This window comes from Microbacterium halotolerans (assembly GCF_003569805.1).
GTDB lineage: Bacteria > Actinomycetota > Actinomycetes > Actinomycetales > Microbacteriaceae > Microbacterium > Microbacterium halotolerans.
In genome coordinates, this window is record NZ_KZ984053.1 from 236,215 (window position 1) to 260,213 (window position 23,999).

Below are 23,999 nucleotides of genomic sequence, written 5' to 3' on the forward strand. Positions count from 1 at the left end.
GGCTGCGCGGCACGGATCGGGCGGCCCTCACGCCGGAAGAACCACCCGGCGCGGCAGGGCGGACGGCGAGACCCGCCAGGCACGACCGGCTCGGGGCTCCGCATACGGCGGCAGCGAGCGCTCCCCGGCGATCGAGCGGAGTTCGCTCCGGCACTCGGCCGACACCAGCATTTCACCGGATTCCCTGATCCCGCGCAGCACCGCGCCGTGCCTGAGCCAGCTCTCGCCGTCGCCGACGACGACCAGGTGCTCGGTGCCGTCGGCGAGATCATCGACGGAGGCTCCGAGTTGGAGAGCATCGAGGGCGACGACCCGCACAGATCTTCCCCACGCCTCCGCCAGCAGCGAGGCACGAGCAGCCGCACCGTTCGTCACGATCGCCGCTGCCGCGACGACCGGCCGCCACAGCGCCGCCGATCCTGCGGAACGATTCGCAGGCGTCGAGGAGCGATGCTGTCCCTCAGCGCGAACGGAGCGCGACGGTTCTCCGCGCAGCGCCCGTCTGCGCTCGGCGCGTGTGCCGGTCGCCCCTGCCGCGATCGATCTCCCCGCGGGCGCGATGTCGGCCCGCACCTGAGCAAGCGCGAACTGCACTTCTCGTTCGTCCATCACCGCCCTTCCGGACGGTCGCCGCGGGTCGAAGTCTCCGCCGTTCCCTCCCGCCTGCACATGATCGGCGCGGGTCGGCAGACGCAGCAGCGCTCGCCTTCCGAGCCCTGAGATCACGCGCTCGACGGTGCCGGTGACCCGAGATGCCGTCACCACGACCGTTGTGCCCCGTGCACCCGCTTCTCGCACGAGCGTCTCGGCCCGCGTCGCGAACTCGTGCGCGTACTCGGCGGGGAACCGGCCGAGCAGTGAATCGAGGTCGTCGATGGCGATGAGCGGCGGAGGCTCGTCGGCCGCGCCCTCGATCGCGTCCCACGCGCCCTCGAGATCGACTGGCACGACGACGGCCCCCGGCACCTGCCCCGCGACGAGCCGTACGATGCTGGTCTTTCCCGACGCCGACCCGCCGATGACGGCCAGCCCGCGATCGCCGCCGTGGTGCATCGTCACGACGGGCTGACGCTGCTCATCCGGCTCATCCGCGAGACCGAGCAGCACAGTCCCCCCTCCGTGCTCGGGCGCACGAAGCTCGCTCAGCGTCAGCTCGCGCGGCAGCGGCGGCAGCCACGGCGCGTGCCCGCGCTTCGGCTCGCCCGGCGCCCCTGCTGCCCTCTCCGCGTCCGCCGAGGCGAGGCGTGCGAGCAGCTCCGCCTCCGTGCGCGCGATGCGGGTGCGCTCAGGCGCGATGTCGCCGCCGCGGCGCACGAGCGCCATCCCGCGGGAGGCCGCATCACCGGGCAGGCAGGCGGCGTCGTCGATGCCCACGACGGCCCTGCTGTCGGCTTTCTCCGCCACACGCAGGCTGATGCGCAGAGGGCAGTTCGCCAGCAGCGCGTCACGGAGCACGCCGGATGCGCGTTGGGTGCCCAGCACGAGGTGCATGCCGAGCGCCCGTCCGCGTGCGGCGACGTCGGTGAACACCTGATGCAGATCGCCATGGTCCTGCAGCAGTGCGGCGAACTCGTCGACCACGATCACCAGCCGGGGCATGTCGACGCGTTCGTCGCCGATGTCGGTCGCTCCCGCTGCGGCGAGCACGCTCTCACGCCTGCGCAGTTCCGCACGCAGGCTCTCGACTGCGCGACGGGAGCCCGCGCCGTCGAGGTCGGTGATCATGCCCGTGACGTGCGGCAGGGCGAGCAGCGATGTGAACGCGGTGCCTCCCTTGAAGTCGGCGAGCAGGAAGGCGACGCGATCGCTGTCGTAGCGCGAGGCAATCGAGGCGATCCACGTGGTGAGCAGTTCGCTCTTGCCGCTGCCGGTGATGCCGACGACGACGGCATGGGGCCCGTCGTGCACGAGATCGATACTCGTCGTGCCGTCCGCTCCCCGACCGATCGGTGCATCGAGGCCCTTCCCGTCCGGCCCGTCTCCGCTGCGGCTGGCAGCCGAGCCCTCCGCCGACCGACCCTGCGGGGACGCGGATTCGAGGAGCACGCCCAGACGCACCGCGGGGAGAGGCACCTCGCCTCCGCTCGCGTCCGAGCGGGCGGAGAGCACAGATGCCAGTCGTTCGGCCTGCGCCCGGGCGAGCGCCTCGAGCCGCAGCGGCTCGCCATCGGGGTCGAGTGCCGTGTCATCGAGGCGGCGGGCGCGCAGCGCCGCACCGGGCTCCAGCTCCAGAATGACTCCGCACGCCGCTGGAGCATCGTCGCCGCGCTCGGTCACAGCGATGACGAAGTCCGCGTCCGCGATTGCGGCTGCACGTCGCGCATCCGTCCCGCCAGGCGCCTCGGGCAAGAGACCGACGGCGACGACCCTGACCGGCTCACGGCCCTCACGTCCCGGTGAGCTCCACCCTGCGGCCGTGCCGAGGTGCGGCAGCTGCTCCATGGCCGCCTCGTCGCCCGGAAGCACGTGGGAGACGACGAGCTCACTCGGCGCCGCGCGCAGGCACAGCTGCATCAGCAGGCCCCGCGCAACTGCCGTGGCCACGACCGGGGGACCCTGCACGCACACGCCGCCGGCTTCGCGAAGCGGAACCGTCACCGGCGCCAGAGCGATCCAGGCGGCGTCGCGCCGCAGCTCCTCGGCCTCGACGCCTTCGCCTCCCGTTACACGGATGTCGCTGCGGACCCTGCCGAAGCCCAGGACGACCTCGATCGGTCCGTGCCGCCAGAGCGTGCGCGCCTCCGCCAGTCTGGCCGTGCTCGGCCTCAGCCGGTCGAGCTGAGACCGCTCCCGACTGTGGCGCTCGGACAGCTCCTCTCTGGCCGTGGCGCACGCGGCGCTGAGCTCCCGCGTCGCCCTGCGCCTCTCTTTGCGTCGGTTGCGTGCGCCGTCGATCAGCGAAGCCAATACCATCAGCGGCCCGATCGCCGCGAAGCAGAGCATCATGACGTATCCCGTCAGCAACCACATCGCCACTGCCCCCGCCATGGGCACGAACGCGGCGACGAGCGGAATCGCACCCCGTCTGGCCGGGGCCGCCGGCGCAGGAAGAACGATCGGCTCGTCCGGACGATGTGGTGTGCTCACACGTCCAGCTCAGCGCGCTGACGATGTCAGCGGAAGGGCGCGCCACCACCTGTGGACGGGACACGCCGCGGCGCGGGGGCTGTGAGGGAGGGGACGGACCCCGTCAGTCCCGTTCCTGAGCCTCGTCGTCGTGCGCGGAATCTGCCGCAGCCGAAGCCCCATCCGGAGCCTCGTCCGTCGTCTGCGCGCCCGCATCCGGCGCTTCGCGGCCAGTCTGGTCGGCGTCGCCGTACGGACCGCCCGAGCGCGTGACGTCGACGACGATGACCGACACGTTGTCGCGTCCGCCGTTGCCGAGCGCCGCCTCCACCATGCCGCCGACGGCGACGTCCGGTGCGGCGTGCTCTCGCAGAAAATGCAGTATGCCGTAGTCGGTCAGCTCCTTGGTGAGGCCGTCTGAGCAGATCACGAACCGGTCGCCGTCCTCCACCTCGATGCGCACATAGTCGGGAACGACCGACTCGCTGGGGCCGACGGCGCGTGTGATCACGTTGCCGTACGGGTGGCTCTCCGCCTCCTCGGCGCTGAGCCTTCCCGCGTGCACCAGTTCCTGCACGAGGGAATGGTCGACTGTGACCTGCACGAGCTTGTCGTCTCGGAGAAGGTAGACGCGCGAGTCGCCGATGTTCAGGACGACCCACGACGCAGGCGCGGAAGCAGGGTCGAGGTAGATGCCGGTGACGGTCGTGCCCGTACCCTCATCGGTGGTCTCCGGATGATCGGCGATGTCGCGCACCGCGTTCTCCAGTGCGAGCTCCACGGTCTCCGGCGTGATCGCCTCACCCGATGACGCTACGGCCGAGAGCCGCTCGACGGTGACGGCGCTCGCAACCTCGCCTCCGATGTGCCCGCCCATGCCGTCCGCGACGACGAACATCGGCCATTCCATCAGGATCGCGTCCTGGTTGACCTCGCGTTTGCGCCCCGTATCGGTGACGCCGGCCCAGCGCACGACCAGCTCCCCGCCCTCATCGAGGGCGACTGCGTGCGAATGCACCGAACTCGTCGTGTCGCTCACGCGGCCTCCAGATCTTCGGCGTCGAGCCGCGGGTCGTGCCGACGCTTCCCACATCCTAACCGCGCAGTCTGCGCAGGTCGCGAACGCGGAGCGCATCGCGCCCGCTCACGCATCCGCGACCAGCTCTGTCTCACCGTCGGTCGCACCGCTGCGCATCCGCAGCCCTGCCTCCCGTGCCCATTCGATCAGCTCATCGATGGTGCGCAGTCCTGGCCGCTCCTCGGCGAGGCGACGAGTGAGAACGCCCTTGGCCTTCTTGTTGAAGTGGTTGAGGGCGCGGGTCGTGCCGTCCGCCTGATCCATGACGACTCTGATGTACGTGCTCGCCACACCGGACGGCACGGGGCCGAGTGCCACGTAGGCCTGCGAACGCAGATCGATCACGAGCGGACGCGCCTCGTGGGCGAGGGCCTCGGTGACGGCACGCGCCCACACGCGTTTCAGCGGGGGCAGGCCGGGAAGGGAGGCACCGGCAGCCAGGCGGTAGGAGGGGATCTCGTCGATCGCCCGCACCGGCCCGAACGGCGCCGTATGGATGAACGCGTTCCTGCCGAGCCATGCACGGCCGGCCGGTTCAAGGGAAGCGGCGTCCAGCGCATCGAACAGCACACCCGTGTAGCGGTCCATCGCCGCCATCGTCGGCCCGCTGCGGAGTGCGGCGTTGTCCGCGATGGCCGCAGAGCGCTGCCGCTCCGAGAGCTTCAGCACGGCGGCGGTGCGATCCGGATCCGCGGCGAGTTCGACCATGGATGCGGCGACGGCCTCGCGCTGGGAGCGCAGAGCTCCCAGCGCGAGGCCGTCGACGTCAAGCGGCTCGCCCGATCCTCCTGCCCGCTTCGTCTCAGAAGGGGGCAGCAGGATCGTGGTCAGGACGCGATCGCGGCGTGACCCGCGACGATCGTGACCCGATCGGACTCGACCGACACGAAACCGTCCTTCGCGGTCGCCGTGACCACGGAGTCGTTCTCCTGCGTGATCCGGACGGGACCGTCACCGAGGATCGCGAGCATGGGCTCGTGACCGGTCATGAAACCGATCTGCCCGTCCGTCGTCGTGGCGACGACGAGCTTCGCGTCTCCGTTCCAGACCTCTTCCTCGGCCGACACCAGGCTCACCTGAAGCGACATTCTCAGCCGTTCTCCTTCTGGATCTTCGCCCACTGGGCCTCGACGTCTTCGATGCCGCCCACGTTGAAGAACGCCTGCTCTGCGACGTGATCGAGATCGCCCTTGACGATGGCGTCGAACGACTCGATCGTGTCCTTGAGCGCCACGGTCGACCCGTCGACACCCGTGAACTTCTTCGCCATGTAGGTGTTCTGCGAGAGGAACTGCTGGATGCGGCGCGCGCGGGCGACGACGATCTTGTCCTCTTCTGAGAGCTCGTCGACGCCGAGGATCGCGATGATCTCCTGCAGCTCCTTGTTCTTCTGCAGGATCTGCTTCACGCTCGTCGCGACGCGGTAGTGGTCCTCGCCGAGGTAGCGCGGGTCCATGATGCGACTGGTCGAGGTGAGCGGATCGATCGCCGGGTACAGGCCCTTCGATGCGATCTCGCGCGACAGCTCGGTGGTCGCGTCGAGGTGCGCGAACGTCGTGGCGGGCGCAGGGTCGGTGTAGTCATCGGCCGGCACGTAGATCGCCTGCATCGAGGTGATCGAGTGGCCGCGCGTCGAGGTGATGCGCTCCTGGAGCACACCCATCTCGTCAGCGAGGTTCGGCTGATAGCCCACAGCAGACGGCATACGGCCCAGAAGGGTCGACACCTCCTGTCCGGCCTGTGTGAAGCGGAAGATGTTGTCGATGAACAGCAGCACATCCTGCTGCTGCACGTCGCGGAAGTACTCCGCCATCGTCAGCGCCGACAGTGCGACACGAAGACGCGTCCCCGGCGGCTCGTCCATCTGGCCGAAGACCAGGGCGGTCTTGTCGAAGACGCCGGCCTCCTCCATCTCGACGATGAGGTCGTTGCCCTCACGGGTGCGCTCGCCGACACCGGCGAACACCGACACACCGCCGTGGTCCTGCGCGACGCGCTGGATCATCTCCTGGATGAGAACGGTCTTGCCGACGCCCGCGCCGCCGAACAGGCCGATCTTCCCGCCCTGCACGTACGGCGTGAGGAGGTCGATCGACTTGATGCCGGTCTCGAACATCGTCGTCTTCGACTCGAGCTGGTCGAAGTTCGGTGCCTTGCGGTGGATCGGCCAGCGCTCCGTGGCCTCGAAGGTCTCGCCCTCGCCGAGGTTCAGCACGTCGCCGGTGGCGTTGAACACCTTGCCCTTGGTGATGTCGCCGACCGGCACCGAGATCGGGGAGCCGGTATCGCGCACCTCCTGACCGCGGACCATGCCGTCGGTCGGCTTCAGTGAGATGGCGCGGACGACGTCGTCGCCGAGGTGCTGGGCGACCTCGAGCGTGATCTCGGCCGTCTCGCCGCCGACCGTCACATCGGTCTTCAACGCGCTGTAGATGTCGGGAATCGAGTCGTGCGGGAACTCGACGTCGACGACCGGCCCCGTGACGCGTGCGACGCGCCCGACGACCGCCGTCTCGGCCTCAGCCGTAGCGGTGGGAGTCATGTTGTCTCTTCCTTCTTGGGAAATCTCTCGGACCGGTCAGGAGGCCAGTGCGTCGGCACCGCCGACGATCTCCGCGATCTGCTGGGTGATCTCAGCCTGACGCGCGTTGTTGCGCAGGCTCGTGTATTCGGTGATGAGCTTGTCGGCGTTGTCGCTGGCCGCCTTCATCGCCTTCTGCGTCGCCGCCTGCTTGGCGGCGGACGACTGCAGCAGTGCGTTGAAGATACGGCTCTGGATATACACCGGCAGGAGCTTGTCGAGCACCTGCGATGCCTCAGGCTCGAACTCGTAGAGCGGGTACACCTCGACCTGCGCCGACTGCGCATCCGACCCGCCGGCGTCATCGGCCTCCACGACCTCGAGCGGGAGCAGCCGCACGGACTCCGGCGTCTGCACCATCATGCTGACGAAGCGGTTGTAGACGACGTGGATCTCGTTCACGCCGCCCGCATCCTCGTCGAGCAGATACGCGTCGAGCAGGGCCTGGGCGATCTCCTCCGCGTTCTCGAACTGCGGCACGTCGGCCGAGCCCGTCCACTGCGCCGCGCTGACGATCTGCCGGAACTGGAAGTAGCCGACAGCCTTGCGACCGTAGAGGTAGAAGACGACTTCCTTGCCCTCGCCTCGCAGCAGCTCTGCGAGCTCCAGCGCCTCACGGATCACCTGCGAGTTGAACGCGCCCGCGAGCCCACGATCACTGGTCAGCAGCAGGATCGCGGAGCGCGTGGTCTGCTCGGCCTCGCGCGTCAGGACGTGATCGATGTCGCTCGTCGTCGCGACGGCCGAGACCGCACGCGTCACTGCGCGGGAGAAGGGCGACGACGCGCGCACGCGCGCCATCGCCTTCTGGATCCGCGAAGCGGCGATGAGCTCCATCGCCTTCGTGATCTTCTTGGTGGTCTGCGCAGAGGAGATCCTCTGCTTGTACTCCTTGAGTTTCGCGCCCATAGTGCGTCTGCTCCGCCCGGCCTACGCCTTGCGGCCCTTGACGATCTTCTCCTGGCCGACGTCCTCGTGCTCTGCGGCGTCGTACTCCTCGTGCCCCGGAGCGGCGAGGTTCTGCCCCTTGCCAGCCTGGAACTCGAGCAGGAAGTCGTCTACGACCTTCTCCAGCTCGGCCTTCGTGTCGTCCTCGAGCTTGCCGACGGACTTGAGCGTGTCGAGGATGCTCGTGCTGCGGCGCACGTGGTCGAGCAGCTGCGCCTCGAAGCGGAGCACGTCCTCCACCGGGATGGTGTCGAGCTTGCCGTTCGTACCGGCCCAGATCGAGACGACCTGCTCCTCCACGGGGTACGGCGAGTACTGCGGCTGCTTGAGCAGCTCAGTCAGGCGCGCACCGCGGTCGAGCTGGCGGCGCGACGTCGCATCGAGGTCGGATGCGAACATCGCGAACGCCTCGAGCGAGCGATACTGGGCGAGCTCGAGCTTGAGCGTGCCCGACACCGACTTGATGTGCTTGATCTGTGCGTCACCGCCGACTCGCGAGACCGAGATGCCCACGTCGACAGCGGGCCGCTGGTTCGCGTTGAACAGGTCGGACTGCAGGAAGATCTGGCCGTCCGTGATCGAGATCACGTTGGTCGGGATGTAGGCCGAGACGTCGTTGGCCTTCGTCTCGATGATCGGCAGACCGGTCATCGAGCCGGCGCCCAGCTCGTCCGACAGCTTCGCGCAGCGCTCCAGCAGGCGGGAGTGCAGGTAGAAGACGTCACCCGGGTACGCCTCGCGGCCCGGCGGACGACGCAGCAGCAGCGAAACGGCACGGTAGGCCTCCGCCTGCTTCGACAGGTCATCGAACACGATCAGGACGTGCTTGCCCTGGTACATCCAGTGCTGACCGATGGCAGACCCGGTGTACGCGGAGATGTACTTGAAGCCGGCGGGGTCCGAGGCAGGAGCGGCGACGATCGTCGTGTACTCCATGGCGCCTGCGTCCTCCAGCGCGCCCTTCACGGACGCGATGGTCGAACCCTTCTGCCCGATGGCGACATAGATGCAGCGCACCTGCTTCGACTCGTCACCGGATTCCCAGTTCTCGCGCTGGTTGATGATCGTGTCGATCGCGATCGCGGTCTTGCCGGTCTGGCGGTCGCCGATGATCAGCTGACGCTGACCGCGGCCGATCGGGATCATGGCGTCGATCGCCTTGATGCCGGTCTGCATCGGCTCGTGCACGCTCTTGCGGTCCATCACACCCGCGGCCTGGAGCTCGAGCTCGCGCTCGCCGTCGATGCCGTCGATCTCGCCGAGGCCGTCGATCGGGGTGCCGAGCGGGTCGATCACGCGACCGAGGTAGCCCTCGCCCACGGGGACCGAGAGCACCTTGCCGGTGCGGGTGACCTGCTTGCCCTCCTCGATGCCGGTGAACTCACCGAGCACGACCACACCGATCTCGCTCTCCTCGAGGTTCTGGGCCAGGCCCAGCGTGCCGTCCTCGAACTTGATGAGCTCGTTCGCCATCACGCCGGGGAGGCCCTCGACGTGGGCGATGCCGTCAGCAGCGTCAACGACGGTGCCGACCTCAGTCGCCGCGGAACCGGTCGGCTCGTATGCGGCGGCAAAGTCCTTCAGCGCATCCCGAATGGTGTCGGGGCTGATTGCGATGTCTGCCATCTTCTTCCTTCGTGTTGTGGAGCCTGTCAGGCTCCGAAGCCCTCCGCCGGAGCGGGAAGTCGTGTCAGCTGGCCAGCTTCTGGCGCAGGTCGTTCAGTCGCGTCGAGACGCTGCCGTCGATCAGGTCGTCAGCGATCTGCACCCGGATGCCGCCGACCACGCCGGCGTCGATGATCTGGTTGAGTGCGATGTCGCCGCCGTAGGTGCGGGCAAGTGTCGCCCGCAGGCGCTCCGACTGCGCTGAGCCGAGCGGTTGCGCCGTCGTGACGGTCGCAACGGTGCGTCCGGCCTGCTTCGCGACCACATCGATGGCATCGCTCAGCACTCCGCGGACCCTGCGCCCGCGAAGCGCGCGGACGAGCTCCGTGACGATCAGCGTCGCGGCCCCGCTCGCCTGGCCGTCGAGCAGCTTCTCGACCATTGCCGCCTTCGCGTCAGGGTCGCCGAGAGTGCTGCCGATGGTCAGCTCGAGCTCGGGGCTGCCCGACACGATGCGCGACACCTCGAACAGCTCGCCTGCGACGTCGGCGGAGGGCTCAGCCTTCGCCGCCGCGCGGATCGCGAGCTCCTCGATGCTGTCGACCAGATCCGCTACCGAGGACCAGCGCTCGCGCACAGCAGCGGTGAGCACCGCCAGTGCGGTGTCGCCGAGCTGTCCGAACACCCCGGAGGCGAGCGAAGAACGGGCATCCAGCGCTGCGGCGGGATCTGTCAGCGCGGCCCCCAGCTGCGACGAGTCGGCGATCGTGCGCGCGGCGGTGAACAGGTCGCGCGCCGTGGCGGCGTCGACCTGCTGCGCGTCGAGCACGCCGGTGATCGCCGCCAGTGCCTGAGTGGTCGCGCTGCCCATTACTTCGCCGCCTTCTCGGATGCCTCGAGGTCGGCCAGGAAGCGGTCGACCACCGACTGCGCCTTCTGGTCGTCGCTCAGCGACTCACCGATGACGTTGCCTGCGAGGTCGAGGGCGATGCCACCGACCTCAGTGCGCAGCGACACCATCGCAGACTGCCGCTCGGCCTCGATCTGAGCCTGTGCCGATGCCGTCACACGCTCCGCCTCCACGGTGGCCTGCGCCTTCGCCTCTGCGACGATCTTCTTGCCGTCACCGTGAGCCGCCTCGCGGATCTCACCGGCTTCGCGACGCGCATCAGCGAGCTGCTTGTTGTACTCCGCGAGTGCGGCCTCAGCCTCCTTCTGCGCGGCGTCGGCCTTCTCGATGTTGCCCTCGATGGCGGCGGAGCGCTCATCGAGCATCGCCGTCAGTCGCGGCAGAGCGATTTTCCACACCACCAGCAGGATGATGACGAAGCACACCGCTGCCCAGATGATGTCGTAGTACGCCGGCCAGAGCGGATTCGGATCCTCTTCCTCCGCGGCGACCGTGACAAGAGCGTTCAGCATCCTGTCTCCTTACGTGTCAGCGACGAATGGATCAGTACCCGAAGATGAAGCCGGTGGCGATGCCGATGAAGGCGAGCGCCTCGGTGAAGGCGATACCGATCCACATCAGAACCTGCAGGCGGCCTGCCAGCTCGGGCTGACGGGCAACGGATTCGATCGTCTTGCCGACGACGAAGCCCACACCGATGGCCGGGCCGATGGCGGCAAGGCCGTAGCCGACCGTGGCGATCGAGCCGTTGACCTCAGCGAGAACCATAGAAGCGTCCACTGGATTTTTCCTTTCGTAGGGCGACGCGCTGTTGGGCGCGCCGTCAGTGCTCTTCCGCGACCGCGAGCTGGATGTAGACCGCGGTGAGGATCGTGAATACGTAGGCCTGGAGGAAGCCCACCAGGATTTCGAAGGTCGTGAAGGCGAGGCCGAAGGCGAGCGTGCCTGCCCCCAGCGCCGTCCACCACCCGCTCATCGTGAAGAAGAAGAAGTGCGTCGCCGAGAAGAACAGCACCAGCATGAGGTGGCCGACGACCATGTTCATCATCAGTCGCAGCGTCAGCGTGACCGGCCGGATGACGAAGGTCGAGATGAACTCGAGCGGCGTGATCAGCAGGTACAGGAACACCATCGGGTTGAACTTCTTCTTCCCGTCGGCGTCGTAGCTCGGCTCGCTGATGGTCGGGAACAGCGAGTTCTTGAAGAAGCGCGCCGGGCTCTTCTTGATGCCTGCGTAGATGAAGGTCACGTAGGCGATCACCGCCAGCAGCAGCGGCACTGCGATGATGCTGGTTCCCGCGATGTTGATGCCGGGGATGATGCCGGTCAGGTTCATGAACAGGATCATGAAGAACATCGTGGTCAGCAGCGGAACGAACCGCTCACCGTCTTTGCGGCCGAGCAGGTCGTGCGCGATGCCGCCGCGTACGAAGTCGATTCCCATCTCGACGATGCTCTGGAAGCGACCTGGCACGACGCGCATGCGGCGCGTGCCGAGCACGAGCAGCAGCACGATGAGCGCGGTGGCGAGCAGCTGCGCGCCATGGATGCGCGTGAACTCGAAGGAGCCGATCTGGAAGATCGCCGGGGGGAAGAAATCGAGAATCGACGGCGGGTGGAAACCGCCATCCGAGTTTTCGGCAGAGGCGATCAACGTCACGGCGTTTGTCAACGTGTGGCTCCGACTTCGTCGCTCCGGTGCTTCCACCGGTTGTGTTGGGGAGTCGCACCCGCCTCGATTGTCACCATCGGCATTCGAGTAGCAACGCAGCGGGGGCGTTACTCAGCATAGCAAAAGATTCGGGCTCTTCTACCACGTGTCGAATTTGGCGGATCAGTCCTTCGCGCCGTCGCCGTCGCTGTCGTCCTCGTCACCGGGGAGCGCGACTTCGACGTACGGCAGGCGCATCTTCAGCAGAGTGATGGCGTCGATTGCGAGCGAGGCGAGCACGCCGACGACGACGGCCGCGAAGAAGATGCCTGGCTCGATCCACGGCTGGCCCCTCAGCAGGAGCATCGCGGCGATGAACAGCACGAGCTTGACGATCCAGCCGCCCAGCACGATGCCGAAGAAGATCGGCACGTAGAGCGCATCGCCGAACCAGCGGTTCGCGATCAGGATGCTTCCGGATGTCAGCAGCATCAGCAGCGCGGCGATCGCAGCTCCGGCGAAGGCGCTGAAGGCGCCGTCCGCCCCCGCGATGAGGAAGCCGATCACTCCCCCGATCACGGCGACGCCGATCGCGGCGACGGCTCCCCAAGTGGTGGCGGCCCGAAGGATCCGGGTGCTCGTGGGAACGCTGCGGGGCATCGGGTCTCCTGTGCTGAGTGCTGGTGCATGGGGCGTGCCGCGGCTCGCGAGGCTGATCAGAGCGTACCCGCCCGGCCTACGTGTTCTCTGGCAGAGCCTCGCTCGCAGCACGGCGCCGCGGCCTCGACGGAACCAGCGTGACCACGAGGCATGCGAGCACCCCGACGACGCCGAACACGATGCCGAGCCGGTACTCGCCCGGCCAGTCCTCGCGGGCGCCGAGGTACATCAGCAGCACGGCGAGACCGACGATGCTCGTCCACGCGTAGAAGATGAGCACGGCACCCCGGTCGGAGTGGCCCATGTCGAGCATGCGGTGGTGCAGGTGCTTGCGATCGGCCGAGAACGGCGACTTCCCTGCGGCGAGCCTTCGCACCACGGCGAGCCCGAAGTCGAGCAGCGGCAGCAGCACCACTGCGAGCGGAAGCAGGATCGGCAGGAACGCACCCACCAGCTGCGAGCGTCCGATCGTCTCGGGGTCGAGCAGCGCCGGATCGAGCGTGCCCGTGATGGCGATCGCGCTGGTGGCCATCAGCAGGCCGAGCAGCAGCGCGCCCGCATCGCCCATGAACAGCTTGGCGCCGTTCCAGTTCATCGGCAGGAAGCCCGCGCACGCGCCGATCAGCGTGACGGCGATGAGGGTGGCGAGGTTGAAGTAGGTGCTCGCACCGGTGTCGCGCACCAGCACGTAGGAGTAGACGAAGAAGATGCCGTTCGCGATCAGGCAGGTGCCGGCGACGAGGCCGTCGAGGCCGTCGATGAAGTTGACCGCGTTCATCACGATCACGATCGAGAACATCGTCAGCGCGATGCTCACCCAGCTCGACCACACCGTGAGGTCGCCGAGCGGCAGGGCGTACACCTGCAGGCCGCCGCCGATCGCGATGATCCCCGCCGAGAGGAACTGCGCGGCGAGCTTGATCATCCAGTCGAGGTCCCACAGGTCGTCGGCGACGCCGACGAGGACGATGAGCGCGCTCGCCCCCAGCAGCGACCACATCAGCGCAGGATCGACCCAGATCAGTTCGAAGAACGGATTGGCCGAGGAGACGATGAGCGCGAACACGATGCCGAGGAACATCGCGATGCCGCCGAGGCGGGGCGTCGGCGTGGTGTGCACGTCGCGCTCCCTGATGCCCGGATACAGCTTGAAGCGCAGGCTGAGCCGCCACACGCCCCAAGACAGCGCGAGGGTGACGGCCGCCGTGAGGATCAGCGTGAAGACGTACTGCCTCACGCGCTCCCCTGTGCCTCGTCCTGCTGCGCGTTCTTCAATCCGTCGGCGAACGCCGTGCGAGGATCGGCGGGCGGCCGGGGTGCGACGTGGGCGTGCGGGTCGCCCGTCGGTTCGTCCGGTGCGGGTTCGAGCACCTCGCCCAGCACCTCGGCCAGATCCTCGCGGCTGACGGCGCCGTCGCGCAGGATGCGCACGACCCGCTCGTCACCGGTCCGCGAGACGAGCGCCGTCGCGTCGATGATGGTCGAGGCGACCCCCGTGCGCGACGGTCCGTCGTCGAGATAGACCGCGACGGAGTCGCCCAGCATCCGCTGCGCGTCGTGGGCGCTGATCGCCGCCGATCTCCCGGTGAGGTTCGCGCTCGACACCGCGAGCGGGCCCGTCTCCTCGAGCAGCTCGCGGGCGATGCGGTGGTCCGGCATGCGCACGGCGACTGTGCCCTCCGTGTCGCCGAGATCCCACGACAGCGACGGCTGCGACGGCAGCACGATCGTGAGGCCACCCGGCCAGAATCGCTCCACAAGGGTCTGCACCTCATCCGGCACCGCTTCGACGAGTGCGCGCATCGCGTCAGCACCGGGCACCAGCACAGGCGGTGGCTGCTGGCGACCGCGGCCCTTCGCCTGGAGCAGACCGGCAACGGCGACCGGGCTGAACGCGTCCGCCGCGATGCCGTACACCGTGTCGGTCGGCATGACGACCAGTTGTCCACGCGCGATCGACTGTCGCGCGTGGCGCATCCCTGTCAGCAGCTGCGACTCATCTGCGCATTCGAAAAGCGAGCTCATAGCGCGGTCAGTCTACTGGGCGGCGCGGCGGAACGACTGTCAGACGCGGCCGAGGCTCGGCACCGATCGACGCAGGACGGTCTACGGCCGCACGGCGGTGGTTACGCGGTCTCGACCGGTGAGATCCTGGTGCGTGGTCGCGGCGAGCCAGCCGTCGGCGGCGAGGACAGCGCGGACGGGTTCGCCCTGCCACTCGCCGTGCTCGATCACGATCGTGCCGCCGGTGCGTGCGAGCACCATGGCTGCGGTGCTGATGCGGCGCACGACGTCGAGGCCGTCCTGACCGCCGTACAGCGCCTGATGCGGATCGTGCAGCCGCACCTCGTCGTCGCGCGGGACGGCGTCATCCGGGACGTACGGCGGGTTCGTCGCGATCACGGCTGCGCGCCCCGCCAGCTCTGCCAGCGTCGCGGCGTCTCCCGCGTCGCCGAGCACGAGCGAGACGTTCTCCGCGCCCGTGCGCGAGACGTTCTCCTTGGCCCACATGTATGCGTCGACCGACATCTCCACGGCGTGCACGGCGGCGTGCGGCACCTCGGTCGCCATCGACAGCGCGATCGCCCCGCTTCCCGTGCAGAGATCGACGGCGATCGGCTCCGGTTCTGCCGCTGCTCGCAGCGCGTCGACGGCGAGCCCTGCGACCGTCTCGGTCTCCGGCCTCGGCACGAAGACACCTGGGCCGACAGCGAGCTCGAGCGCGCGGAAGGCTGCGACCCCTGTGATGTGCTGCAGCGGTTCTCGAGTGGCACGGCGCGCGACGAGGCGGCCGAAGGCCTCGGCCTGCGGGATCTCGAGGATGTCGCCGCGGATGCTCGCGGCCTGCACCTCGCCCCTGTTCGTGCCGCGCAGGTGCGCGAGCAGCAGCTCGGCGTCGACCTGCGCGTCAGGCACGCCGACGGCGGCGAACCGCTCTGCGGCGGAACGGAGGGCGTCGCGCAGCGGGATCGCCGTGGTGAGGGAGGCAGTCGGTGTCGGCATAGGCGGATCAACCGTACCTGTGCCCGATCACATCGGCGTCACAGGACGGCCGGTCTCGGCGAGCCGATACCGAACCGGAATGAACGTCGTGCGGCGTTGTTTGACGATCCGTTACGTCATTTTCGCCCCGGGGTCGCAGGTGCGCCGTAGTGTGGCCACAACGTTCCCGACCGAAAGGCCTGTCGATGAGTGGCATCCACAAAGACATCACCAGCACGTTCGGGGGCACGCCCCTTGTGCGCTTGAACCGCGTCACCGAGGGCGCGGGAGCGACCGTGCTCGCGAAGCTCGAATTCTTCAACCCGGGGTCGAGCGTGAAGGACCGCATCGGCGTCGCGATCGTCGACGCCGCTGAGGCGTCGGGCGAGCTGCCAGAGGGCGGCACGATCGTCGAGGGCACCTCGGGCAACACGGGCATCGCCCTGGCCCTGGTCGGCGCGGCCCGCGGCTACAAGGTCGTGCTCACCATGCCGTCGTCGATGTCGAACGAGCGCAAGGTGCTGCTGCGGGCCTTCGGCGCAGAGCTGGTGCTCACCGATCCGGCCAAGGGCATGAACGGCGCCGTCGAAGAGGCCGCGCGCATCGTCTCCGAGACGCCGGGCGCTGTGCTGGCGAGCCAGTTCGCCAACCAGGCGAACCTCAAGGTGCACCGTGAGACCACGGCGGAGGAGGTCCTCGCCGACACCGACGGCGATGTCGACATCTTCGTCGCGGGCGTCGGCACCGGCGGCACGGTCTCGGGCGTCGGCCAAGTGCTCAAGGAGCGCAAGCCCGATGTGAAGATCGTCGCCGTCGAGCCGACCGACTCACCGCTGCTGAGCGAAGGCAAGGCCGGCCCGCACAAGATCCAGGGCATCGGAGCGAACTTCGTTCCGGAGATCCTCGACCGCGATGTCATCGACGAGGTCATCCCGGCACCGCTCGACAAGTCGGTCGAGACGGCCCGCGCACTCGCCTCCGATGAGGGCATCCTGGCTGGCATCTCATCCGGTGCCGCTGTGTGGGCGGCTCTCGAGGTGGCGCGGCGCCCGGAGAACGCGGGCAAGTCCATCGTCGTGATCGTGCCGGACACGGGCGAGCGCTATGTGTCGACGTTCCTGTGGGAGCACCTCCGCGACGCGTGACACCGATGAGGATGGGCCCGGTTCGTCGAACCGGGCCCATCCTCATCGGACGAAACGCCGAACCTGCGAGCACGCTGAAAACGCGTTAGCGTAATGGTCGATCGCACCTTCCTCCGCCGATACGGCGGGCACGGGGCGGGGCCTGACGGTTCTCGTTTTCGTCGGCAGTTCGCGGAAAGTGTGTTTCGCGAACGAACGGAAACGAAATGAACGCAACCGCAGACAGCACAGAACCCGCGCCCTCCATCTCACCGGCTTCCCGGAGCAGAACGAAGGTCAACCGACCCGTCTTCTGGATCTCGGCGGTGATCGTTCTCGCCGTCGGCATCTGGACGCTGGTCAGCTCCGCCAACGCGTCGGACACGATCGGCGTCGCCGTCGGCTGGATCTCGACCTGGTTCGGCCCCTGGTACTTCCTGATCAGCGCGGCCGTGCTGGTATTCGTGATCATCGTCGCCGTCAGCCGCGCCGGGAACATCCGCCTCGGCCCCGATCACTCCAAACCGCAGTTCGGGCTGCTGACCTGGTCGGCCATGCTGTTCGCCGCCGGCATCGGCACCGATCTGATGTACTACGCGGTCGCCGAACCGGCCACGCAGTTCCTCGGCCCGCCCGTCGGCGAGGGCGGCACCACCGAGGCCGCCCGTGAAGCCGTGGTGTGGACGATGTTCCACTACGGCCACATCGGCTGGGCGATGTACGCCCTGATGGGCCTCGCCCTGGCCTACTTCCACTACCGCCGCGGCCGCCCGCTGTCGATCCGCTCCGCCCTCGAGTCCCTGCTCGGCGACCGGGTGTGGGGCCGCTGGGGCCACGTCATCGACATCGCGGCCATCATGGGCACCGTCTTCGGCGTCGCCGTGACGCTCGGCATCGGCGTCTCCATGCTCTCGCGCGGGCTGAGCGGACTGACGGGCCTGCCAGACGACCTGGTGCTCAAGATCGCGCTGATCGTGATCTCGGTCGTGATGGCCACGCTGTCCGCCGTCTCCGGTGTCGCCAAGGGCGTGCGCCGACTGTCCGAGATCCAGGCGATCCTCGCGCTGGTGCTGCTGGCGTTCATCCTGATCACCGGGAACACCTCGTTCCTGCTCAACGGTCTCGTGATGAACCTCGGCGACTACATCGCGTCGCTGCCTGCGATGACGCTCGACACCATGGCGTTCGAGGCGCCCACCGAGTGGATGAACCTGTGGACCCTGTTCTTCTGGGCGTGGTGGATCGCGTGGGCGCCCTTCGTCGGCCTGTTCCTCGCACGCATCTCCCGCGGACGCACCATCCGGCAGTTCGTCGTGGGCACCATGTCGATCCCGTTCGTGTACATGATGCTGTGGGTGTCGATCTTCGGGAACAGCACCCTCGAGATCATCCGGGGCGGCGGCGAGTCCGGTGAGACGATGGCCGATCTCGGCGTGAACGATGCGACGGGCAGCCTGTTCTACATGCTCGAGCAGTTCCCGCTCGCTCCCGCGACGATCGGCCTGGCGCTGGTCACCGGCATGCTGTTCTTCGTGACCAGCGCCGACTCAGGCGCCCTGGTGCTGGCGAAGCTCTCGGTCGACCCGAAGGCGTCGGGCGACGACGCGCCGAGCTGGTTGCGCATCGTGTGGTCGGTGCTGGTCGGCCTCGTCACGCTCGGCATGCTCGTCGCGGGAGGCATCTGGGCGCTGCAGCAGGCGACCATGGTGATGGGGCTGCCGTTCTCGTTCGTGATACTCGGCGTGATGATCGCGTTCTGGAAATCGCTGCGCAGCGAATCGCGCAAACAGGACACGACCCGGATGGCGCTGCCGTCACGGCTGGCCGGACGCAGCAGCGAGTGGCAGAAGCGACTGCGCCAGCTGCTCAGCTTCCCCGGGGCCCGCCAGACGAGGCGCTTCATCGACCAGACATGCCGCCCCGCGCTCACGGAGGTCGCGGCGGAGCTCGACGAGCGCGGCATCACCACGCAGTTCACCGAGCAGACGAACGGAGGCGACGGTCTGCCCTCGCTGCGGCTGGTCGTGCTGCACGGCGATGAGGAGGATTTCCGCTACGAGCTGGTTCCCACACAGACTCCGGTACCGTCGTACGCCGGAGTCGACCAGAGCGACGCCACCTACTACCGCATGCAGGTGCGCTTCACCGAAGGCGCACAGGGGTACGACGTCGAGGGCTGGACCAAGGATCAGCTCATCGACGATGTGCTCGACGCCTACGAGCTGCACCTGATGTATCTGCAGAGCACCGCGGCACCGGCCGTGGAGGACCCGGACGAGGAGAACGCTCAATGACTTCGACCCTGTACATCGACGGCGTGTGGGAGGCCGCAGCCGACGGCGCGACGCGCGAGATCCGCTGTCCGGCGGACGGCAGCCGCGTCGGAACCGTCTCCGAGGCTTCGGCAGCCGACACCGAGCGCGCCATCGCCGCCGCGCGGCGCGCCTTCGACTCCGGTCCGTGGCGCGGCACCGTCGCCTCCGAGCGCGGAGACATGCTGATCCGCTTCGCCGATCTGCTCGACGAGCGCCGGGAGGACTTCGCCCGCGCCGAGGCTGACGACACCGGCAAGCGCATCGTCGAGGCGCGCATCGATATGGACGACATCGCGGCCTGCTTCCGCTACTTCGGCAAGCTGGCCGCGAACGAGGCAGGCAGGATCGTCGACGCCGGTTCTGCGGACGTGCTCTCGCGGGTGCAGCACGAACCGGTCGGCGTGTGCGCGCTCATCTCGCCGTGGAACTATCCGCTGCTGCAGGCGGCGTGGAAGATCGCTCCGGCGCTCGCCGCGGGCAACACCTTCGTCCTCAAGCCCGCGGAGCTCACTCCGCACACGGCGATGCTGACCGTGGACCTGCTCGCCGAAGTCGGCGTGCCGGCCGGCGTCGCCAACCTGATCACGGGGGCGGGCGCCACCGCGGGAGAGCCGCTCAGCTCGCACCCCGACATCGACCTCGTCTCGTTCACGGGCGGGCTCGTCACGGGCCGCCACATCATGGCGAACGCTGCGGCGACGATCAAGAAGGTCGCACTCGAACTGGGAGGCAAGAACCCGAACGTCGTGTTCGCCGACGCCGATTTCGACGCCGCAGTCGACAACGCGCTGAACGCCGCGTTCGTGCATTCCGGCCAGGTCTGCTCCGCGGGCGCCAGGCTCGTCGTCGAGGAGTCGATCAGAGAGCGCTTCGTCGATGCGCTGGTCGAGCGAGCGGAGCACATCCGGATGGGCGGTCCGTACGATCCGGATGCCGAGACCGGCCCGCTGATCTCCGAGGCGCACCGGACGAAGGTCGACGACTACGTGACGCGCGCCGTCGCGGAGGGCGCCGTCGTGCGCTGCGGCGGACGCTCCGCCGCCGACGAGGACGGCGATGGCCTCGGCAGCGGCTGGTACTACCTGCCCACGGTGATCGATCGCGTCTCCCGCGGCTCCTCCGCGGTCACGGATGAGGCCTTCGGACCGACCGTCACGGTGGAGTCGTTCACCACGGAGGACGAGGCCGTCGAGATCGCCAACGACACCATCTACGGGCTCGCCGGCGCCGTGTGGACGCAGGACGCCGGTCGCGCCCAACGTGTGGCGGGACGCCTGCGGCACGGCACCATCTGGATCAACGACTACCACCCGTACCTGCCCCAGGCCGAGTGGGGAGGCTACGGACAGTCCGGCTTCGGGCGCGAGCTCGGGCCCACCGGGCTCGGCGAGTACGTGGAGGCCAAGCACGTGTATCAGAATCTGCGACCTGCGGTGACCGGATGGTTCGCCGACCGACGCAGCAGTGACGAGGGGACGGCCGCAGGAGCATGACGACCCACAGCACCCCCGAGCCCGGGGAGTACGACTACGTCGTGATCGGCGGCGGTTCCGCCGGCGCCGCGGTGGCGGCACGACTGTCGGAGGATCCCGACGTCACCGTCGCCCTGCTGGAGGCTGGGCCCAGCGATGTCGGCGTCGACGCGATCCTGCAGCTGGACCGCTGGCCGGCGCTGCTCGAATCCGGCTTCGACTGGGACTACCCGGTCGAGGAGCAGGAATCGGGCAACTCCTTCATGCGCCAGGCGCGTGCGAGAGTGCTCGGCGGCTGCTCGTCGCACAACTCCTGCATCGCGTTCCACACCCCGGCCGAGGACCTCGACCAGTGGGTGGAGATGGGTGCGGACGGCTGGCAGTCGGAGAAGCTGCTGCCGTACCTCCGTCGACTCGAGAGCAACGACCAGCCGGGCGATCACCACGGGCACGACGGCCCCGTGACGCTGCGCCAGATCCCCGACAGCGACCCGTGCGGCGTCGCGGTGCTCGAGGCGTGCGAACAGGTCGGGATCCCGCGGGTGCAGTTCAACGACGGAGCGACGATCGTCCAGGGAGCGAACTTCTTCCAGATCAACGCCCGCGAAGACGGCGTGCGTTCGTCGTCGTCCGTGAGCTACCTGCATCCGGTGCTCGATCGGGAGAACCTGTCGATTCTCACCGAACATCGGGTGAAGCGGATCGTGTTCGACGACGAGCGGCGCGCCGTCGGCGTCGACGTGCAGGCGGCCGACCTCGCCGGCACGGTGCGCATCGGTGCAGGCCGTGAGGTGATCCTCTCGGCCGGCGCGATCGACTCGCCCAAGCTGCTGATGCTCTCCGGCGTCGGTCCGGCCGATCACCTCGCCGAAGTCGGCGTCGACGTGCTCGTCGACTCCCCCGGCGTCGGCTCGCACACGCAGGACCACCCGGAGGGGGTCATCTCCTGGGAGGCCGAGCAGCCGATGGTGGCCGAGTCGACGCAGTGGTGGGAGATCGGCATCTTCACCAGGACGCCGACCGCCGTCGAGCGCGGCGACGACCGTCCCGACCTGATGTTCCACTACGGCACTGCCCCGTTCGATATGCACACGCTGCGACAGGGCTACCCCACGGCGGAGAACGTGTTCGTGCTCACGCCGAACGTCACGCACGCCCGCAGCCGCGGCACGGTGCGGCTGCGCTCCTGCGACTTCCGCGACAAGCCGAAGGTCGACCCCCGCTACTTCACCGACCCGCACGACATGCAGGTGATGGTGGACGGCATCAAGCTGGCGCGGAAGATCGCAGCCCAGCCCGCCATGGCGGAGTGGACGGGACGGGAGCTGTTCCCAGGTCCCGATGTGAACACCGATGAGGAGATCGCCGACTACATGGCGAAGACCCACAACACGGTGTACCATCCCACCGGTTCGGTGCGGATGGGCGCCGTCGACGACGGCTCGTCACCGCTGGATCCCCAGCTGCGCGTCAAGGGCGTGCAGGGGCTGCGCGTGGCCGACGCCTCGGTCATGCCGGAGATCGTCACGGTGAACCCGAACATCACCGTGATGCTGATCGGTGAGCGCTGCGCCGACCTCGTCAAGGCCGACCGCCTCGGCGTTCCGGTCGACGAGATCGCCCCGCGCTGATCGAGCCGACACCTCCGGTCCCGGACGGTGTCCGGCGTCGATATCTGCAACATCGACGCCGGACACCGTCCGGTTCGGTAGATTCGAGTCATGGGAATCGGCATCCGCGAGGACATCGCCGCCGCCAGGCAGCGAGACCCCGCCGCGCGCGGTGCGGTGGAGATCGCGCTGCTCTACCCCGGCCTGCACGCGATCTGGGCGCACCGCATCAACCACGGTCTGTGGCGACGCGGATTCCGCTTCATCGCCCGTGCCGGCTCGCAGCTGATGCGTGCCGTCACCGGGATCGAGATCCATCCTGGCGCGACGATCGGCCACCGCTTCTTCATCGATCACGGCTCAGGGGTCGTGATCGGCGAGACGGCAGAGGTCGGCGACGACGTGATGCTCTACCACGGCGTGACGCTGGGCGGTCGCTCCCTCACGAAGGGCAAGCGCCATCCCACGCTCGGCGACGGGGTCGCAGTCGGCGCGGGTGCGAAGGTGCTCGGGCCCGTCACGATCGGCGAGAACTCCACCGTCGGTGCGAACGCTGTGGTCACCCGCGACGCCCCCGCGGGCAGCGTCCTGCTCGGCATCCCGGCCAAGGTGCGGCCCCGCGAGCCGGGCACCGACGCCCAGGCCCTCCTGCAGGCCCCCGAGTACCAGATCTGAGATTCAGGCGGGCGCGAGCGGCAGCGGGCCGCGGGCGCGTTCCAGCTGTGCGGCGAGGGCGATGATCGCCGACTCGCCGCCAGGCCGGCCGATCAGCTGCACGCTCCAGGGGCGCTCGCCCGGCTCAGATGTGACGGGCACCGTGATGGCGGGCAGACCTGCGACGTTGACGAAACTCGTGTGCGGCGAATAGCTGCACTGCCTGGCGAAGTTCTCCATCGGATCCGTTCCGCGGCTCGCCCAGCCGATCCGCTGCGGCTCCATCGCGAGCGCCGGTGTGAGCACCGCGTCGTAGGGCGAGAACGCCTCGATCGTAGCGCGCTCGAACGCCGTCGCCGCCTGGTACGCGCCGATCACGGTCTCCGCGCTGAGCGCCCTCCCCTGCCGCACCATCCAGGCGGTGAAGGGGGCGACGGTCGCGTCGAGCCGGTCGTCCGCCACCGGCACTCCCGCAGCTGATGCCTTCCAGATGTTCGTGAACAGCTCGGGGTAGCCAGCAGGCTCCCACGCGGCCTCGCCGACATCGTGGCCCGCACCTGACAGGGCGCGGGCGGCGAGTTCGTAAGCGGCCAGCGCGCGAGGGTCCAGGCTCGTGTCCGTCCAGCCGTCCCATGGCGTGACGAGCGTCGCTCCGATGCGCATCGGAGCATCCGGATCGCGGCGAGCACTCATGACGAAGGGACCGCCGCCCGGAGCCGTCGTAGCGTGGCGACGGGGCCCGGATGACCACAGCGCGTCGAGCAGATACGCCGCGTCCTCGACGGAGCGGGCGATCGGCCCGGCGACCGACAGCCCGCCTGGCGAGTCGAGACCGTTCGCGATCGGCAGCCGTCCACGAGAGGGCTTCAGCCCGACCACGCCGACGGTTGCCGCGGGGATCCGGATCGACCCTCCGCCGTCCGACGCCGTGGCGGCGGGAAGCTGGGCCGTCGCGACGGCGACGGCCGCGCCACCGCTGGACCCGCCCGCGCCCGTCTCCGGATCCCACGGGTTGCGCGTGGGCGGGGCGATCTCCGACTCGGTGTAGCCGGTGAGACCGAACTCCGGAGTGCTCGTCTTGCCGAGGCTGATCGAACCCGCACCGTCGAGTGCGACCGCGAGGGGATCGGAGGCCTCAGGCACGTAGTCGGCGAATGCGCGCGACCCGTATCTGGTGGGCACCCCGGCGCGAGCGACGAGGTCCTTGTCGGCGCTCGGCACGCCCCACAGCGGCGCTGCACCTCTGTCATCCGGGTTCAGCGCCCTCGCCCGCTCGATCGCCGAACTCTGCGTGACCTCGACGAAGGCACCGAGGTCGCGCAGCGCTCCGACGCGGGCGAGGA

General features: G+C 68.6%; 21 protein-coding genes. 5 read left to right on the top strand and 16 right to left on the bottom strand.

The window, feature by feature from the left end; genetic code table 11:
• Window positions 1–27 precede the first annotated feature (27 nt).
• The 15 genes from DZG09_RS13155 to prmC form a co-directional block, all read right to left on the bottom strand.
• The gene (locus DZG09_RS13155) at window positions 28–3,087 is read right to left on the bottom strand and encodes an FtsK/SpoIIIE domain-containing protein (RefSeq protein ID WP_119698207.1); all 3,060 of its coding nucleotides are present in this window, start codon (window positions 3,085–3,087) and stop codon (window positions 28–30) included.
• 103 nt (window positions 3,088–3,190) lie between these two features.
• Window positions 3,191–4,105: a PP2C family protein-serine/threonine phosphatase gene (locus DZG09_RS13160; RefSeq protein ID WP_240424033.1), complete on the bottom strand. Its 915-nt coding sequence runs from the start codon at window positions 4,103–4,105 to the stop codon at window positions 3,191–3,193.
• Between the two features lie 105 nt (window positions 4,106–4,210).
• Entirely contained in the window at window positions 4,211–4,975 is a 765-nt protein-coding gene (locus tag DZG09_RS13165; protein WP_338040001.1) for a YaaA family protein, read from the bottom strand.
• On the bottom strand, window positions 4,972–5,232 hold the full coding sequence (locus DZG09_RS13170) for a F0F1 ATP synthase subunit epsilon (protein ID WP_119698210.1): 261 nt from the start codon (window positions 5,230–5,232) through the stop codon (window positions 4,972–4,974). The genes DZG09_RS13165 and DZG09_RS13170 overlap by 4 nt, the downstream gene beginning before the upstream one ends.
• Window positions 5,233–5,234: 2 nt before the next feature.
• A complete protein-coding gene (atpD, locus tag DZG09_RS13175) occupies window positions 5,235–6,686 on the bottom strand; it encodes a F0F1 ATP synthase subunit beta (protein ID WP_119698211.1) in 1,452 nt (483 codons plus the stop codon).
• A 36-nt stretch (window positions 6,687–6,722) separates the two neighbouring features.
• Window positions 6,723–7,634 carry a F0F1 ATP synthase subunit gamma gene (locus DZG09_RS13180; protein WP_119698212.1) on the bottom strand — a complete coding sequence of 304 codons (912 nt, stop codon included), beginning with the start codon at window positions 7,632–7,634 and terminating at the stop codon, window positions 6,723–6,725.
• Window positions 7,635–7,655: 21 nt separating this feature from the next.
• Window positions 7,656–9,299 carry a F0F1 ATP synthase subunit alpha gene (gene atpA, locus DZG09_RS13185; RefSeq protein WP_119698213.1) on the bottom strand — a complete coding sequence of 548 codons (1,644 nt, stop codon included), beginning with the start codon at window positions 9,297–9,299 and terminating at the stop codon, window positions 7,656–7,658.
• Window positions 9,300–9,363: 64 nt separating this feature from the next.
• Window positions 9,364–10,149, bottom strand: coding sequence for a F0F1 ATP synthase subunit delta (locus DZG09_RS13190; RefSeq protein WP_119698214.1), 786 nt, complete (start codon window positions 10,147–10,149; stop codon window positions 9,364–9,366).
• The gene (locus tag DZG09_RS13195; protein WP_119698215.1) at window positions 10,149–10,700 is read right to left on the bottom strand and encodes a F0F1 ATP synthase subunit B; all 552 of its coding nucleotides are present in this window, start codon (window positions 10,698–10,700) and stop codon (window positions 10,149–10,151) included. Before DZG09_RS13195 ends, DZG09_RS13190 begins: the two co-directional genes overlap by 1 nt.
• Window positions 10,701–10,731: 31 nt before the next feature.
• The gene (gene atpE / locus DZG09_RS13200) at window positions 10,732–10,968 is read right to left on the bottom strand and encodes an ATP synthase F0 subunit C (RefSeq protein ID WP_105567718.1); all 237 of its coding nucleotides are present in this window, start codon (window positions 10,966–10,968) and stop codon (window positions 10,732–10,734) included.
• A 43-nt stretch (window positions 10,969–11,011) separates the two neighbouring features.
• Window positions 11,012–11,848 (bottom strand): F0F1 ATP synthase subunit A, encoded by an 837-nt coding sequence (gene atpB, locus DZG09_RS13205; RefSeq protein WP_240424034.1) that lies wholly within the window; start codon window positions 11,846–11,848, stop codon window positions 11,012–11,014.
• A gap of 174 nt (window positions 11,849–12,022) precedes the next feature.
• Window positions 12,023–12,499 (bottom strand): Cg1360 family ATP-synthase-associated protein, encoded by a 477-nt coding sequence (locus DZG09_RS13210; protein WP_119698216.1) that lies wholly within the window; start codon window positions 12,497–12,499, stop codon window positions 12,023–12,025.
• A 76-nt stretch (window positions 12,500–12,575) separates the two neighbouring features.
• Complete coding sequence (locus tag DZG09_RS13215) at window positions 12,576–13,736, bottom strand: MraY family glycosyltransferase (RefSeq protein WP_119698217.1); 1,161 nt, start codon at window positions 13,734–13,736, stop codon at window positions 12,576–12,578.
• A complete protein-coding gene (locus DZG09_RS13220; RefSeq protein WP_119698218.1) occupies window positions 13,733–14,524 on the bottom strand; it encodes an L-threonylcarbamoyladenylate synthase in 792 nt (263 codons plus the stop codon). The genes DZG09_RS13215 and DZG09_RS13220 overlap by 4 nt, the downstream gene beginning before the upstream one ends.
• 81 nt (window positions 14,525–14,605) lie before the next feature.
• A complete protein-coding gene (prmC, locus tag DZG09_RS13225) occupies window positions 14,606–15,502 on the bottom strand; it encodes a peptide chain release factor N(5)-glutamine methyltransferase (protein ID WP_119698219.1) in 897 nt (298 codons plus the stop codon).
• A gap of 185 nt (window positions 15,503–15,687) precedes the next feature.
• Here prmC and cysK point away from each other — a divergent pair, with 185 nt between their 5' ends.
• The 5 genes from cysK (at window position 15,688) to epsC (ending at window position 22,677) form a co-directional block, all read left to right on the top strand.
• A complete protein-coding gene (gene cysK, locus DZG09_RS13230) occupies window positions 15,688–16,626 on the top strand; it encodes a cysteine synthase A (RefSeq protein ID WP_119698220.1) in 939 nt (312 codons plus the stop codon).
• Between the two features lie 206 nt (window positions 16,627–16,832).
• Entirely contained in the window at window positions 16,833–18,899 is a 2,067-nt protein-coding gene (gene betT / locus DZG09_RS13235; protein ID WP_119698221.1) for a choline BCCT transporter BetT, read from the top strand.
• On the top strand, window positions 18,896–20,413 hold the full coding sequence (locus tag DZG09_RS13240; RefSeq protein ID WP_119698222.1) for an aldehyde dehydrogenase family protein: 1,518 nt from the start codon (window positions 18,896–18,898) through the stop codon (window positions 20,411–20,413). The genes betT and DZG09_RS13240 overlap by 4 nt, the downstream gene beginning before the upstream one ends.
• A complete protein-coding gene (locus DZG09_RS13245; RefSeq protein WP_119698223.1) occupies window positions 20,410–22,023 on the top strand; it encodes a GMC family oxidoreductase in 1,614 nt (537 codons plus the stop codon). Before DZG09_RS13240 ends, DZG09_RS13245 begins: the two co-directional genes overlap by 4 nt.
• A gap of 90 nt (window positions 22,024–22,113) precedes the next feature.
• Entirely contained in the window at window positions 22,114–22,677 is a 564-nt protein-coding gene (epsC, locus tag DZG09_RS13250) for a serine O-acetyltransferase EpsC (RefSeq protein ID WP_119698224.1), read from the top strand.
• A 3-nt stretch (window positions 22,678–22,680) separates the two neighbouring features.
• Here epsC and DZG09_RS13255 read toward each other — a convergent pair.
• Window positions 22,681–23,999, bottom strand: a 1,319-nt coding sequence (locus DZG09_RS13255) for an amidase (RefSeq protein WP_162893315.1), incomplete at its 5' end; no start/stop codon positions are given.

Excerpts from the sequence above, each read along its gene's own strand:
- DZG09_RS13170 (WP_119698210.1), bottom strand. The coding sequence starts at position 5,232 with ATGTCGCTTCAGGTGAGCCTGGTGTCGGCCGAGGAAGAGGTCTGGAAC.
- atpD (WP_119698211.1), bottom strand. The coding sequence starts at position 6,686 with ATGACTCCCACCGCTACGGCTGAGGCCGAGACGGCGGTCGTCGGGCGC.
- DZG09_RS13180 (WP_119698212.1), bottom strand. The coding sequence starts at position 7,634 with ATGGGCGCGAAACTCAAGGAGTACAAGCAGAGGATCTCCTCTGCGCAG.
- atpA (WP_119698213.1), bottom strand. The coding sequence starts at position 9,299 with ATGGCAGACATCGCAATCAGCCCCGACACCATTCGGGATGCGCTGAAG.
- DZG09_RS13190 (WP_119698214.1), bottom strand. The coding sequence starts at position 10,149 with ATGGGCAGCGCGACCACTCAGGCACTGGCGGCGATCACCGGCGTGCTC.
- DZG09_RS13195 (WP_119698215.1), bottom strand. The coding sequence starts at position 10,700 with ATGCTGAACGCTCTTGTCACGGTCGCCGCGGAGGAAGAGGATCCGAAT.
- DZG09_RS13210 (WP_119698216.1), bottom strand. The coding sequence starts at position 12,499 with ATGCCCCGCAGCGTTCCCACGAGCACCCGGATCCTTCGGGCCGCCACC.
- DZG09_RS13220 (WP_119698218.1), bottom strand. The coding sequence starts at position 14,524 with ATGAGCTCGCTTTTCGAATGCGCAGATGAGTCGCAGCTGCTGACAGGG.
- prmC (WP_119698219.1), bottom strand. The coding sequence starts at position 15,502 with ATGCCGACACCGACTGCCTCCCTCACCACGGCGATCCCGCTGCGCGAC.
- cysK (WP_119698220.1), top strand. The coding sequence starts at position 15,688 with ATGAGTGGCATCCACAAAGACATCACCAGCACGTTCGGGGGCACGCCC.
- betT (WP_119698221.1), top strand. The coding sequence starts at position 16,833 with ATGAACGCAACCGCAGACAGCACAGAACCCGCGCCCTCCATCTCACCG.
- DZG09_RS13240 (WP_119698222.1), top strand. The coding sequence starts at position 18,896 with ATGACTTCGACCCTGTACATCGACGGCGTGTGGGAGGCCGCAGCCGAC.
- DZG09_RS13245 (WP_119698223.1), top strand. The coding sequence starts at position 20,410 with ATGACGACCCACAGCACCCCCGAGCCCGGGGAGTACGACTACGTCGTG.
- epsC (WP_119698224.1), top strand. The coding sequence starts at position 22,114 with ATGGGAATCGGCATCCGCGAGGACATCGCCGCCGCCAGGCAGCGAGAC.